At 64.8% G+C, this 13,656-nt stretch carries 11 protein-coding genes; 4 read left to right on the forward strand and 7 right to left on the reverse strand.

Annotation, left to right across the window (positions count from 1 at the left end; genetic code table 11):
* Window position 1: 1 nt before the first annotated feature.
* From BLV94_RS17510 to BLV94_RS17530, 5 genes are all read right to left on the reverse strand, one after another.
* Entirely contained in the window at window positions 2-1,240 is a 1,239-nt protein-coding gene (locus BLV94_RS17510; protein WP_244163614.1) for an O-antigen ligase family protein, read from the reverse strand.
* Between the two features lie 213 nt (window positions 1,241-1,453).
* Window positions 1,454-2,560: a DUF1972 domain-containing protein gene (locus BLV94_RS17515; protein WP_072937502.1), complete on the reverse strand. Its 1,107-nt coding sequence runs from the start codon at window positions 2,558-2,560 to the stop codon at window positions 1,454-1,456.
* 54 nt (window positions 2,561-2,614) lie between these two features.
* A complete protein-coding gene (locus tag BLV94_RS17520; protein WP_072937503.1) occupies window positions 2,615-3,703 on the reverse strand; it encodes a glycosyltransferase family 4 protein in 1,089 nt (362 codons plus the stop codon).
* A gap of 81 nt (window positions 3,704-3,784) precedes the next feature.
* On the reverse strand, window positions 3,785-5,299 hold the full coding sequence (locus tag BLV94_RS17525) for a sugar transferase (protein ID WP_072937504.1): 1,515 nt from the start codon (window positions 5,297-5,299) through the stop codon (window positions 3,785-3,787).
* A gap of 566 nt (window positions 5,300-5,865) precedes the next feature.
* Window positions 5,866-6,210, reverse strand: coding sequence for a hypothetical protein (locus BLV94_RS17530; RefSeq protein ID WP_072937505.1), 345 nt, complete (start codon window positions 6,208-6,210; stop codon window positions 5,866-5,868).
* Between the two features lie 190 nt (window positions 6,211-6,400).
* Between BLV94_RS17530 and BLV94_RS17535 the strand changes: the two genes are divergently transcribed.
* Window positions 6,401-7,147, forward strand: a complete 747-nt coding sequence (locus BLV94_RS17535) for an alpha/beta hydrolase family protein (protein WP_072937506.1) — start codon at window positions 6,401-6,403, stop codon at window positions 7,145-7,147.
* Between the two features lie 22 nt (window positions 7,148-7,169).
* Here the strand turns inward: BLV94_RS17535 and BLV94_RS17540 are convergent, their stop codons facing one another.
* Together BLV94_RS17540 and BLV94_RS17545 are read right to left on the reverse strand one after the other, a co-directional pair.
* Entirely contained in the window at window positions 7,170-8,303 is a 1,134-nt protein-coding gene (locus BLV94_RS17540) for a glycosyltransferase (RefSeq protein ID WP_072937507.1), read from the reverse strand.
* 81 nt (window positions 8,304-8,384) lie between these two features.
* A complete protein-coding gene (locus tag BLV94_RS17545; RefSeq protein WP_072937508.1) occupies window positions 8,385-8,921 on the reverse strand; it encodes an ester cyclase in 537 nt (178 codons plus the stop codon).
* Window positions 8,922-9,066: 145 nt separating this feature from the next.
* Between BLV94_RS17545 and BLV94_RS17550 the strand changes: the two genes are divergently transcribed.
* The 3 genes from BLV94_RS17550 (at window position 9,067) to BLV94_RS17560 (ending at window position 13,617) form a co-directional block, all read left to right on the forward strand.
* Window positions 9,067-9,792, forward strand: coding sequence for an HAD family hydrolase (locus tag BLV94_RS17550; RefSeq protein WP_072937509.1), 726 nt, complete (start codon window positions 9,067-9,069; stop codon window positions 9,790-9,792).
* 2 nt (window positions 9,793-9,794) lie between these two features.
* On the forward strand, window positions 9,795-12,134 hold the full coding sequence (locus BLV94_RS17555; protein WP_072937510.1) for a glycoside hydrolase family 65 protein: 2,340 nt from the start codon (window positions 9,795-9,797) through the stop codon (window positions 12,132-12,134).
* A 340-nt stretch (window positions 12,135-12,474) separates the two neighbouring features.
* Window positions 12,475-13,617: an RNA-guided endonuclease InsQ/TnpB family protein gene (locus BLV94_RS17560; RefSeq protein ID WP_072937511.1), complete on the forward strand. Its 1,143-nt coding sequence runs from the start codon at window positions 12,475-12,477 to the stop codon at window positions 13,615-13,617.
* The last annotated feature ends 39 nt before the right edge of the window (window positions 13,618-13,656 follow it).

A 13,656-nucleotide genomic window follows, 5' to 3' on the forward strand; every position in this document is an offset into this window, starting at 1 on the left:
GTCAGAGGCCCTTCATCGCAGGGGATGCTGCCGCGGAACTGTCGTCGTGCCTGCATGCCGCGGAATCCCCGGCGACGTTCGTCACCTCGTCCTCGCCTGTCAGCGGGCGGATCAGCGACGCCATGATGATCCAGGTGACGCTGAACCAGAACATACTGGTCATCGTTGCCGCCGCGGCAAACGTCACCACCACCGCGTAGGCAATCGGTCTTCTCTGCCACGGCACGTGGCGCAACACCGTGACGACGAGCCCCACCAACAACAGCAAACCGACGATGCCCACGTCGTAGAGTATTTGCACTGGAAGCATGATGATGTGCCCGGAGACTCCGGGCGAGCCCGGCTGGTCGTGACGCAGACTGAATGTGTTGGTGCCGTTGCCGAGCCAAAGGTGCACTCCGTGCATGTCTTCGGCGGCAGCCTTCGCTACCTCGATCCTGAAACCTATGTTTCCGCCCTGAAAGTCGATGTCACCCAACTTCCCCGACGGCTCGAGTGCATCCGCAGTGGAGGACGGCGCCGTCGCTGCAGGTTCCGCCCGCCCGACACCCTCACCGAAGGAGGGAAGGAAGGTTGCGGCGCCGTAGCCGACAGCAATCCCCACGATCACGAGCACCGGGCCGAACCACAGCCCTGTGCGTGGCTCATCGTTCTGATACGAACGCACCACTTCGTACGCGAGATAGACGATCAGACCTACGACCAGGCAGAAGACGGCCGTGCGCGTCTGTGAACCGATCACTCCCAGGGGCACCGCGACGGCAGCGGCGAGCATCCAGATTCGGTTGCGCCCCTTTCGCGCCACGAGGAGAAGAGTCCACAGCACCAGGATCGCCGCATAGATGTTGGCTTCCTGCGACGTCATGCGCGCGACGTAGAGCTGGTACATCCCGTCGAAATCCGTACCGGGTGTGAAGCCGCCATGCGACACGTTGGCGACGATGAACGCGGCGAAGCCTGCCAGTCCCCATGGAACGACCGAACGTATGCCGGTGTTCTCGGCCCATATCGCGCGCGTGCCGAGCGAGACGAGTCCCGCGAGCAGCAGGAGATCGATGACCAGCCAGACAAGGATCGATGCACTCTTCCCGAGGCTCGGCGAGAACATCAGCGTGGCGAAGACATTCCACGCGATGAACGCACCGAAGACGAGCACCACCGGATGCGTCAGGGCGCGGAAGAGGTCGGCCCTGGACCGTGCCCACGCAGTCAGCCACCCGACAAGGAACAGCGGGACCACCTGCTCGACGCGGACGTTGTAACCGGCTATCGCCACACCGTAATGGCCGAGGAAGGAGGAGACGACGACAGCGACCACCAGCGCGAGGGTCACCAACTCGTGCCTGTCGCGCTCGTGGACGAGAGTGCGCCAACCGGCGACACGTCGAGGTTCAGCGGACTGCGCAATCATCAATCAAGGTCCTTGGAGATTTGTCGAACAACTCAAAGAGGATCAGCCGATCGCCGCGAGGAGAGACTCTTCGTAACGTTGGCAGACATCTTCCCAGGTGTAGTAGTCGTACGCCCGTTGAAGTGCTCGATCTCGCATCACCTGCTGGCCCGCCGAATCGGCGATGACGTCCTTCACCGTGGTGACGATCTCCGAGGGTTCCGCCGCGACAAATCTTCCTGCGTCACCGAGTACCTCGCGGTTGTACACGGTGTCCCGGGCCACGATGGGTGCTTGGCACGCCATGGCCTGAACCAACGCCGGGTTCGTTCCACCCACACTGTGACCGTGAAAATAGGCTCCGGCGTTCTGCCATAGTGAGAACAGTTTTCGGTCGTCGCTGACGTGGCCCATCCACGTGATCCGTTCGTTTCGATGGGCCAGGGCGCGCACCTGCTCATCCAACTCGCCGCCGTACCCCGATGACCCGACGATGACGACGTCGCGATCGCGACTCAGGACCTCCGCGGCCTCGAAGAACTCGACCACGGTGTTCTCCGGCACGAACCGTGCCACCATCAGTACGTACTTCTTCGGAGTGAGTCCCTCGACGGGGGGAAGCGGAGCAACGAAGTCGCCTCCGTACGGGATGAAATCGCCCTCACGGTGGAAGTCGTTTTCCCACCGACGCTTGATTTCCAGGGAATCGACCACCAAGCGCGTCGCGTAACGCGCCGTGAGGGAGGCGCCCGTGCGAAACACCTTCTTGGCGCCCTTACCCCACTTTGCGCGCTCCCATTCGATCCCGTCCACGTTGACGACAGTGGGAATTCCCCGAGACTTCAGCGCAGGCAGCCAGAACCCGTTCGCCACGTTCAGGACAAGGGCAACGTCGGGCTTCTTCACCGCCGCGTCCAGGCATGACGTCAGCCCGTAGGACAGCGTGCTGAGAGAGCGCGATTCGAATCCGATCGTGTTGCGGACAACGACTCTCCGGTCGCGGGCCGGGTCGGTAGGGACGGTGGCGCCGGGGCGTGAATAGACGGTGACGTCCCACCCTTTCTCCGCAAGGCACGGGGCGAGACGCCGGATCAGGGTTTCGAAGCCGCCGTAGTAACTCGGATAGCCCCTCGTACCGATGATTGCAACCGAACGGCGCACTGACGTCATTGAACTCCTGCTCTTCCTGTCGAAACCACACTGTTCACAAACAAGCGGTCGGGATTACGTGCTGTCGGCGAGTTCCGCGATGGCAGTTCTGATGGTTTCCACGGTGAAGTCCCAGTCCCCCGTTATTCGACCTTCCGCACCCGGCAGCGTGGTATGTCCCCGCTCACGCCTGGCTGGGGCCAACAAGTCGGTGATCGCGTTCGAGATCGCCGAGACGTCGTTCGGATCGACATAGGCTGCAGCTTCGCCGAGATTCTCCCGGAAGACAGGTATGTCGCTCGCGAGAACTGGCGCTCCGAAGTACGCCGCCTCCACCGGCGGCAGGCCGTATCCCTCACCGAGGGAGAGGAAACAGAAGAGCGCGCAGTTCTCGTACAGCCACCGCAACTCGTCATCCGGCGCGAACTCGACGAACATGACTGCACCGGTGGCCACCCCCGACCTGACCACACCGGACTCCGAGAAACGGCCCGATCTCTGACCGACGACGACGAGGGGAAAGTGCTCTGAGATTGCACCTGATTCGATCGCGGCGGCGATGGTGTTCTCCAGATTCTTGCGAACATTCAGCCGGCCCACGGTCAGCAGGAACGCGTGGGACTTCAATCCGAACCATGGCTTTCGCGCAGGAACGGTCAGAAGTGTCGTCGACAGCCCCAGGCCCGTCACAGCCACCTCCGACGAGAGGGAGTTGTGCGCGACCACGCGCTTCGCCTCGTGTTGCGTAGTGGTCATGACGAGGCCGGTGCGTTTCGCGAGGATCGGTATCGCCGAGAGGTAAAGCCGCTCGATCTTCGTGAACCACTCAGGGTTGCTCTGGAAGAGAACGTCGTGAACGAGAACCGCAGCGCTCGAGGTCGGTGCACCGAAATTCTGCAGAAACATGGCGTCGAAATCGCGTCCCGACTTGAGGTAGAGGGGAAGCTCGATCGCGTTGATTGCCGGATGCCGTCTCATTCGCGTCGAAATGCGCTCGACTCCCGCAGGCAACTCAGCATCGGAGTCGCTCCACTTGGACGGAATCGCAAGGACAAGTTCGTCGTCGGGAAACGCCGACCGCCATCCGCCGACGATCTCCCGCAACACGAGCCGGTTCGAATACGGTCCGTCGACCCACCAATACGCATCGACCAGGATTCGCATTACCAGATCACCAGCTTTCCGTGTCGATCTGCCTCGAAACACATCTCGAGATGGGCACCGCATCATTGACGTCGTCGTCGATCAATACGCACCGTCACCACGCACGACCGCCTTCAGGGTCTTGGCGATGATCAGCATGTCGCCGACCATCGACCAGTTCTCGACGTAGGACAGGTCGAGACGCACCGAGTCCTCCCACGAGAGGTCCGAGCGCCCGCTGACCTGCCACAGGCCGGTGACACCCGGCCGCACCAGGAGCCGGCGATGCACCTCGTTCTCGTACGACTCGACCTCGACGCGCAGCGGAGGCCTCGGACCCACCACACTCATTTCTCTTCGCAGCACGTTGATGAACTGTGGCAATTCGTCGATGCTGAACTTGCGCATGACGCGGCCCACACGGGTGACACGCGGGTCGTCTCGCAGTTTGAACAGCACACCGGCTCCCTCGTTGGGGCCGCTCAAGGTGGCACGGTGCCGGTCTGCTTCGTCCACCATCGACCGAAACTTCAGCATCGGGAACGGTTTGCCGTCCAATCCCATTCGCTCCGACTTGTAGAACACGGGACCCCGGCTCGTCAGCTTGACGGCGGCGGCCGCGAACAGCATCAGGGGACTCACGACGACGAGCGCGACGATCGCAAAGATCAGATCGAACGACGTCTTCCCGAACCGCTTGGCGCCGTGATAGCGCGGCTTCTCCACGTGGATCAGGGGCAGCCCCGCGACGGGCCGCATCTCGAGGCGTGGCCCGGAAACATCCATCATTCCGGGAGCAACCACCATGTCGACGTTCAACTGCTCGAGATCCCACACCATTTCGCGTAGCCCGTGATGGCCGAGATGCTCGGTCGCCGTGACCGCGACGGTATCGGCCCCGGATCGCTCGATCGCGTCGACGACGTCGTGCTCGTCGCCGAGAATGGGTATCCGCCGTCCGTCCACGGTGATCGTGTCTTCGGTCGCGCGGTGGTGCGCTGGGATGCAGACCCCGACCACGTTGTATCCGTCGGCTGTGCCACGGTCGAACGTCCGAGCGAGGTTGCGCACGGAGTGTTCGGCTCCGACGACCAGGACGGACGTCTGGCACAAACCGCGGGCACGCTTGCGGGCGAGGACGCGGCGCCACATCCACCGGGTCAGCAGGAGACCGAGCAGGCCCGTGGGGAATGCGATCGCCAGGTACAACCGTGCCAACTCCACGTGCAGAAGGAGTGCCGCGATCGCGATGAGCCCGAACAGTCGTAGTGTCGCGGTGGCGATGCGCCGATACTCCTCAGGGCCGCTCCCGACCACTCGCGGGGATCGCACGTGGAAGACGGCGAGAATGCCGAGCCACGAGGTCACGAGGGCGACGGAGATCAGCCCGTAACTCACATTGCTCAGCGTGCGCGAGTCGACGAGGGTCCCGTAGCCGCCGAAGCGCACCCATTGGGCCAGAGCGACCGCTGCCACGACGACGAGCGTGTCGGTGAGGAGGATTCGCCTCAGGTACACGGCGAGCCAGCGTCGCCGTGCGACACCGCGCTGCGCAGGAACTGCCGCAACGCCGTGTACAACCGACGCCCGCTCCACAGTCGAGTTGAACGTCGCCATGCATCCCCTCCACTGTCGAACCGATCGCCGGCAGAGTGATGGTCGAGTCGGCCGTGTCGCGACAGCGGATTTCAGGACGTACAACAGTGCCGCCGTCACCCATGGCGCAACGCCTTGCGTGCCGTGCGGCCTTTACACGAAGGCGACTACTGTCCTACGAGTAACGATCCAAACTGCCCCGAGCACCGCCATGTGGCTGGACGACATCGAACATTCACAACGAGTGTCGAACCTAGCAGCGCAATTCGGTTCTGTCGCATCTTCACCGCTGGCATCAGACCGCGCGGTCTGCAATAAACCCCCACTGAGCAGCGGTTATCCACTCGCATAATTGGTTTGGACACAGGCGATTTCGACAAACTGACCACAAGTGCTGAGGCGGAACAATTTTCGACCGATCGAGTCTGCGCCGGGGCTCCTGGACGCAGCCGTGGTGCGGACAAAGGCCCTCAATACGTACTCGAAGTCGGCTGCCTTCAGACATATTCGATCTCGCCGCCGTGAATGGGTGCAACATTCCGAGCCGGTGACGTATTCACGTGAAAGTACCGAGGATCAGGCGCCCGTTATCGAGCCACCGGCGTCCGTGCGATCCGCGACCGTACGCGGGCGGTGACCTGCCAGATCCGGGTGGTGTCGTGGACGCTGATGCACGGCACTCCGAGTGCGCGGGCGCGCTGGACGGTATCCGATTCCTTCGCGGAGCAGCGTCCGTCCAGGATGTCCTCGGTGACGATGACGCAGAGCACGTCCCCCTCGAATTCACGGATCGGTTCCAGGCCGTGGAGTGCCACCCATTGCCGGACCATCGCCCACTGCGACACGTCGTTGTAGCGGGTGGGATTGCCGATGAACAGCACGCGGCGAGATCGACGGGCTCGGGCGACATCGATGCTGGAGATGGGTGACATGACGAAGATTCCTGTCCATGTGAACGGCTGATCCCGGTACGGGACAACTCTCCCGCGCCCAGCCATCTCCGTCTGTCCTCCGATCAGGTCGCGCATCGGATGAATCCCGATTCCCCCGATCGGAGGACACCCCCGCAGGTGAGTGGGAAAGTGTGCTCGGACGCGCAGCGGCACTCACCTGGGAGGTTGGATGATCACCGTTCTGTGCTGTCGCGGCATCGGTGAGGATCTCGACGTCAACATGCTCACCAACACCACGTCACTCCTGGCTCCCGCACGGTTCGTCGTCAAGCAGGTTCCGTGGGAGGCAAGTTACGGACCGGTGCCCGATCCGGGTGGATCAGCATTCGACAAGGCGCTGTCCGAAGGACGGACACTCCTGTTGCGGATGATCGCCGACGACCCGAATCCCGTTGTTCTGCTCGGCTACTCGGGAGGCGCTGCGCTCGCCGGCAACGTGGCGGCCGAGGTGGGACGGGGGCAGCACCCCACCCTGGACGTGCGTGGGGTCGGACTGATCGCCGATCCGCTGCGGCCTGCCTCTCCGGACCTTCCGGGCTGGGGAATTGCGGGGCAACGCCCGATCACGGGGATGCCCGTGTGGCAGATCGCCGACCCGCTGGACGCCATCTGCTGCTGTCCGGGCAACTCGCCGCTGCGGACGTTCGCGGACCAGTCGGCGGCCTTCTCGCTGGCCGACCCGAGGGCGTGGGTGGTGGACCTCCTCGATCGGCTCCGCACCAGAAGGTGGCAGGCGGTGATCCTGAACTGGTGGCGACCCTGGACGGTGTGGCAGCAATACTCCGAGGCCATCGACGACGTGAACGGGTACCTGTTCCGGGGCGACCACACCAGTTACTGGGTGCGTATCGCGCCGGGCACCGATCGCACCTATTGTGAGCTGCTCGCCGATCGCGTCAACAGCATTTCGGACTGATCCCCCGCTCGACGCCCGCCGGTCATCGCACTCCCCTCCGTCGTTCTCCGATCGGCAGTTGATCGATGAGATCCGCGGCATGAACGGCACCGTCATGGGCGCGGATCCGCGCTCCCAGAGTTGCTGCGGTCGTCCTGTGTGGTCCGGCTACGAGCAGCTCGCCGACCGCCGACCGGATGCGCTCGGGCGCGGCCGTCTTGCGGAGGCAACGGGCGACGCCGCGCTGCTCCAGACTGCGGCCGATCATCTTCTGATCGAGCGCCGGGTGGATCGGCAGAACGATCAGGGGAAGGTCGTGCGCGAGGGCGCGCATGGTGGTGTCGTGGCCGCCGTGTCCGATGACGAGGGTGGCGGTCGGCAGGATCTGTTCGTGTGGAACGTAGCCGTGTACTTCGATGTTCGGGCCCGCCGTGAAGGTTGCCGGGTCGACGGACGGTCCGGTCGTGACCACGGTATGGGCGGGCAGTCCACCGACAGCCTCGAGGATATTTCGCAGTGCCCGCTGCTGCCCGTCGAAGTTGAGGCTGCTGAGGCTGACCAGGATCAGCGGATCACGTTCGGACACGGGCGTCAACGTGGACGGCATCGGATGTCGCACCACCCCGGTGTAGTGGACGGAGTCCGGCAGGCTTCGGCGGGAGGCCGGATCGAGGTCCTTGTCGGTCGTCACCAGCGCCAGGTCCGACGACGTCCACAGCTTCAGTGGCCGCTGACCTTTCAGACGGGCCATCACGGGCGTCACACCTCGTGTCACGCCTCGATACATGAATTCGTAGTAGGTGTGGACCAGCGTCACGCGCGTCAGGTGCGCGTCGGCGGCGGCCTGCAGGGCCCCATACAGCAGGCAATCGACCACGACCACGTCCGTCGGCTCGCGCGCGACGGTGTCGAGCAGATCGATTCCGGGCCCGGCGTCGGTGAAGACAGCAAGCGATTGGTACAAGCCGGTGATACCGGGATGATTGGTGGTCGACTGCCAGGGTCGTGCGTGGGTGTAGGGCGTGAACGGGAAACCGTGACTTTCGATCCGCCGGCGTTGCTGGGCGTGTCCGAGAAATCGGACCTGGTGACCGCGGTTGCGTGCCTCCGTCGCGATGCCGAGAGCGGGTGGCACGTTGCCGCCTCCGTCCCAGGTCACGAACAGGATGCGTGCCATGCGGTGCCTCCAGGGGGCTCGGGGTCGGGCCTGATGGGTGCGCTCGGCCGACAGCGTGTGCGAGGAACCGTCACCTGCGGCTCAGCTCTGCGCGTTTCTGCGCGCCGCACGCTTGGCCCAGGCATTGCGCACCAGCGACAGCGGGGTCGGCGGAACCCAGCCCAGCTGGACTGCCTGACCGAGGTCGTCCCGGGTTGCCCAGTGCTCGACGACGCGGCCGTCTTCGACGCGCAACCAGTGCGACTGGTTGACCGCGAGCACTCGCCCCGTCGGCGCGAACACCTGGTCGATCGATCCGCGCTCGTCGTAGACGACGAAGGGGCCGGCGTGCCTGCCCTTCATGATCGTGTAGACGACGGCGAGGTCGCCCTCGACCACGACGTCCTCGATGTCGAACCGCAGCTCGGAGAAGGCGGAGCGCAGCCATACGGCGGTGGCGTAGAACGCGTCGGGTCCGCGTCCTCGCGTCCGCGGGGGTTCGGTCGCACTCTCCCGGTTGAATGCATCCGGGTGGACGACGGCGTCGAAATCGGCGCGGCTTCCGTTCGCCATGAGCTCGATCGACCGAACAGCGAGGGACTTCACTTGGTCCGACGGGACCGGTTCCTCCACGTTCACGGTGCACTCCGCAACAGTCGGTTGGAACTCTCAGTATTCGACCGTTGTCGCCTCGAAGTCAACGACCACGTGCCGGTCGATCGGGTGCAGGATTTGCGCGCGCCTCAGCAAATCCGCGGTCGACGGCGGTACCGTCGGGGAGGTGATGGGACTGCCTGATGCGATCTCGGCCTGCTTGTTCGATCTCGACGGTGTGCTCACGGCAACGGCGGTACTGCACCGGAAGGCGTGGAAACGCACATTCGACGAGTTCCTGAAGCACCGGGAGGGCGCGAACTTCCACCCGTTCACCGACCAGGACTACTACGACTACGTCGACGGACGCCCCCGCGCCGACGGGGTCCGGACCTTCCTCACCTCCCGCAGCATCACGTTGCCGGAGGGGTCGCCGGACGATCCGCCCGGCGCCGAGACCGTGAACGGCGTCGGGAACAGCAAGAACCGGCTGCTGCTGAAGGTCATCGACGAGGAGGGCCCCAGCCCCTACCCCGGGTCGGTCCGCTACATCAGCGCGGCCTACGACGCAGGCCTGAAGATCGCGGTCGTCACGTCCTCCGCGAACGGGAAGTCCGTACTCGACGCCGCCGACCTGAGCCGCTACGTCCACGTCCGCATCGACGGCGTGGTGATCCGGGAGCAGGGTCTCCGCGGAAAACCCGCGCCGGATTCGTATCTCGCGGCCGCCCGCGCACTCAACGTGCACCCCGACCAGGCCGCCGTGTTCGAGGACGCCCTGTCCGGGGTGGAATCGGGGCGCGCAGGGGAATTCGGCTACGTCGTCGGGGTGAACCGGGGCGATCAGGCCGACGCGCTTCGCGAGCACGGCGCCGACGTGGTGGTGAACGACCTGGTCGAACTCCTGGAGAGGTGAGCATGGACGACAAGGGCTACGAGATCTCGCCGTGGCAGCTGAAATGGCGCGGACTGGATCTGGAGGCACTGCACGCCACCGAATCCACCTTCGCACTGTCCAACGGGCACATCGGGATTCGTGGCACGTTCGAGGAGGGTGAACCGCGCGGTCTCCCCGGCACCTATCTCAACGGGTTCTACGAGCAGCGCCCCCTGCCGTACGCGGAGGCAGGCTACGGCTACCCCGAGGACGGGCAGACCGTCGTCAACGTGACCGACGGCAGCATCATCCGCCTGCTCGTCGAGGACGAGCCCATGGACATGCGGTACGGCAGTGCACCGGCGCACGAACGCGTCCTCGACTTCCGCTCGGGCACCCTGCGCCGCACCACGGAGTGGACGTCACCGACCGGACGCCGGGTGCGTATCCATTCGGAGCGGCTCGTGTCCTTCACTTCGCGTGCGGTCGCCGCCATCCACTACGAGGTCGAACCGCTCGACGGCGACATCGAACTCGTCCTGCAGTCGGATCTGCTCGCCAACGAACACATCCCGGCCCGTACGGACGACCCGAGAGTGGCCGCCGCCCTCGACACTCCCCTGGTCTCCGATTTCGCCGCCGCCCACGACTTCAGGGCTGTGCTCGCCCACCACACGAGGGCCTCGGGGCTGCGGATGGCCGCGGGGATGGACCACGAGATCGAGTACCCCGCCAACGGACGGTGCAGCATCGAGACGGAAGAGGATCTGGCCCGGCTCACCGTGGCCGTCGACATTCCGCAGGGTGAACGCCTCGCGGTGACGAAGTACCTGGCCTACGGGTGGTCGGCGCGGCGGTCGACTCCGGCCCTGCGCGGCCAGGTCGAGGGAGCGCTCGCCGGAGCACTCGAAACCGGCTGGGAGACCCTGCTGAAACGGCAGCGGGAGTACCTCGACATCTTCTGGGCGACGGCCGACGTCGAGATCGACGGTGACGCGGAACTGCAGCAGGCGGTGCGATTTGCACTGTTCCACGTGCTGCAGGCGGGTGCTCGCGGTGAGTCGCGCGCGATCCCGGCGAAGGGCCTGACCGGGCCCGGATACGACGGACATGCGTTCTGGGACACCGAGACGTTCGTCCTCCCGCTGCTCACGTACACGGTGCCGGACTCGGCACGCGACGCACTGCGCTGGCGACACTCCACTCTGGACATGGCGAAGAACCGCGCACTCCAGCTCGGTCAGGCCGGCGCCGTATTCCCGTGGCGCTCCATCAACGGCGAGGAATGCTCCGGCTACTGGCCCGCGGGAACCGCGGCCTTCCACGTGGGTGCCGACGTCGCCGTGGCTACGTCCCGGTACTTGGCCGCGACCGGGGACGAGGAATTCGAAGCCGAATGCGGCGTCGAACTTCTCGTGGAGACCGCCCGGCTGTGGACGTCGCTCGGCCACCACAATGCGCAGGGCGAGTTCCGGCTCGACGGTGTCACCGGACCGGACGAGTACACCGCTGTCGCCGACAACAACGTGTTCACCAACCTCATGGCGCAGAAGAATCTGCGGGACGCGGCGGCCGCCTGCGAGAGACGCCCCGGCCTGGCGCGCGAGCTCGGTGTGGACGACGAGGAAGCAGCACTCTGGCGAGATGCCGCCGAGCACATGCGCATTCCGTTCGACGACGCACTCGGCGTCCACCAGCAATCCGACGCCTTCACGCACCACGACGAGTGGGACTTCGAAGGCACACCGCCCGAGCACTATCCGCTGCTGCTCCATTACCCGTACTTCGACCTCTACCGCAAGCAGGTGGTGAAGCAGGCCGACCTGGTGCTGGCAATGTATCTGCGGGGCGACGCCTTCACCGACGAACAGAAGATCGCCAATTTCGCCTATTACGAGACCCTTACCGTTCGGGACTCGTCCCTGTCGGCGTGCGTGCAGTCCGTGATGGCAGCCGAGGTCGGTCAACTTCAACTCGCCTACGACTACCTCGCCGAGGCCGCTCTGACCGACCTCCACGACCTCCACTCCAACGTGGAGAACGGTTTGCACATCGCATCACTCGCCGGGACGTGGATGGCGTGTGTCGCAGGATTCGGCGGCATGCGCGACCACGACGGCGACATCTCCTTCGCACCGCGGATACCACCGCAGCTGGTCAACCTGTCCTTCCGGATGACGGTGCGGGGCAGCCAGATCCACGTGGACATCCGCGCGAAGACCGCAACGTACCGCCTGCTGTCGGGCGAACCGGTTGAGCTCGCCCACCACGGAAACCGGTTCACTCTCGACTCGTTTCCGGTGACACGGCCGATCCCCGAACTGCCGAACACCACGCCCGTACGGCAACCGTACGGGCGGGCACCCGTCCGTCGGGGCTGATATCTGACCATAGGAGGGGAACTGGTCTGCGCGTCGGCAGCCTTGGGATCGTACTGACGCGCCACTCTCCCATGCTGCGGGGCCGAAGCGGCCCTCGGACGAGACGAGTGGAGTCTCGGTTCAATTTTGTGCACTGGAACGCGTTGAACCGTGTGAGCGACCCCTCCGGCAGGGTCCCGAAGAACCCGCAAACCCGTCCACGTCCACCTCCGCGCCGCACCCACGGGTGACGGACGAGTCGGTGGCCAGTTGATCCGTGAGTCTTTCGGCGCAAGCCCGGTCCTTCAGGTCCGGGATTGCCGATCTGGTTTTGTCGGACGGTGTGGCTAGTGTCTGGGTTATGGCGGGGAGGGTGGTGAAGCGGGCGTTCAAGTACCGTTTCTATCCGACTGCGGTGCAGGCCGAACAGCTTGCTCAGACGTTCGGGTGCACCCGGTATGTCTACAACCGGGCGTTGGCCGAGCGCTCGCGTGCCTGGTCGCAGGAGCAGCGACGGGTCACCTACGCGGACACCTCGAAGATGCTCACCGGATGGAAGCGGGACACCGAGACGGAGTGGTTGGCGGAGCCGTCGAAGGGGCCGTTGCAGGAATCGCTGCGGCAGTTGCAGGGCGCGTTCGAGAAGTTCTGGCGCAAGCAGACCCGCTACCCGCAATTTAAGAGGAAGGGCCGGTCGAAGGATTCGGCGACCTACTACTCGAACTGCTTCACCTACCGCGGCGGGCAGATCCGGTTGGCCAAGCAGTCCGAACCCCTGGATATTCGGTGGTCGAGGCCACTGCCGGAGGGGGCCGTGCCGTCGCAGGTGACGGTGTCGCGCAATGCCCGCGGTCAGTACCACATCTCGATCCTCGTCGAGGACACCATCAGCGAACTCGAATCTGTCAGTCGGGTGGTCGGGCTCGACGCCGGGATCACGAGCCTCTACACGCTCTCGACGGGGGAGAAGATCACCAACCCGCGCCACGAGCGCGCGGACCGTGCGCGGTTGGCGAAGGCGCAGCGGATGCTGGCCAAGAAGCAGAAGGGATCCCGGAACCGGGCCAAGGCCCGACTGAAGGTCGCAAAGATTCATGGTCGGATCGCCGATCGGCGTCGCGATTATCTGCACAAACTCTCCACTCGATTGGTGCGCGAAAATCAAGTGATCGCCATCGAGGATCTGAGTGTGCGGAACATGGTCAAGAATCGGTCGTTGTCTCGGGCGATCTCGGATGCGGGGTGGTCCGAGTTCCGGTCGATGCTCGAGTACAAGGCCGACTGGTACGGGCGGCGGGTGGTTGCGATCGACCGGTTCTGTCCGTCGTCGAAGACCTGCTCGGTGTGCGGGGAGGTCGCCGGGGCGATGCCGCTGAACGTGCGGGAGTGGACATGCCGATGCGGCGCCGTCCACGACCGCGATGTGAACGCGGCAAGGAACATTTTGGCCGTCGGACTGACGGTGGCAGCCTGCGGAGACGGTGTGAGACCGCCCCGCACATAACGTGTGGGGCGGCGACTGTCGGTGAAACAGGAACCTCGG

It is taken from the genome of Rhodococcus koreensis, from assembly GCF_900105905.1.
Classification (GTDB): domain Bacteria; phylum Actinomycetota; class Actinomycetes; order Mycobacteriales; family Mycobacteriaceae; genus Rhodococcus_F; species Rhodococcus_F koreensis.

Excerpts from the sequence above, each read along its gene's own strand:
- BLV94_RS17555 (WP_072937510.1), top strand. The coding sequence starts at position 9,795 with ATGGACGACAAGGGCTACGAGATCTCGCCGTGGCAGCTGAAATGGCGC.
- BLV94_RS17530 (WP_072937505.1), bottom strand. The coding sequence starts at position 6,210 with ATGTCACCCATCTCCAGCATCGATGTCGCCCGAGCCCGTCGATCTCGC.
- BLV94_RS17535 (WP_072937506.1), top strand. The coding sequence starts at position 6,401 with ATGATCACCGTTCTGTGCTGTCGCGGCATCGGTGAGGATCTCGACGTC.
- BLV94_RS17520 (WP_072937503.1), bottom strand. The coding sequence starts at position 3,703 with ATGCGAATCCTGGTCGATGCGTATTGGTGGGTCGACGGACCGTATTCG.
- BLV94_RS17525 (WP_072937504.1), bottom strand. The coding sequence starts at position 5,299 with ATGGCGACGTTCAACTCGACTGTGGAGCGGGCGTCGGTTGTACACGGC.
- BLV94_RS17515 (WP_072937502.1), bottom strand. The coding sequence starts at position 2,560 with ATGACGTCAGTGCGCCGTTCGGTTGCAATCATCGGTACGAGGGGCTAT.
- BLV94_RS17560 (WP_072937511.1), top strand. The coding sequence starts at position 12,475 with ATGGCGGGGAGGGTGGTGAAGCGGGCGTTCAAGTACCGTTTCTATCCG.
- BLV94_RS17550 (WP_072937509.1), top strand. The coding sequence starts at position 9,067 with ATGGGACTGCCTGATGCGATCTCGGCCTGCTTGTTCGATCTCGACGGT.
- BLV94_RS17540 (WP_072937507.1), bottom strand. The coding sequence starts at position 8,303 with ATGGCACGCATCCTGTTCGTGACCTGGGACGGAGGCGGCAACGTGCCA.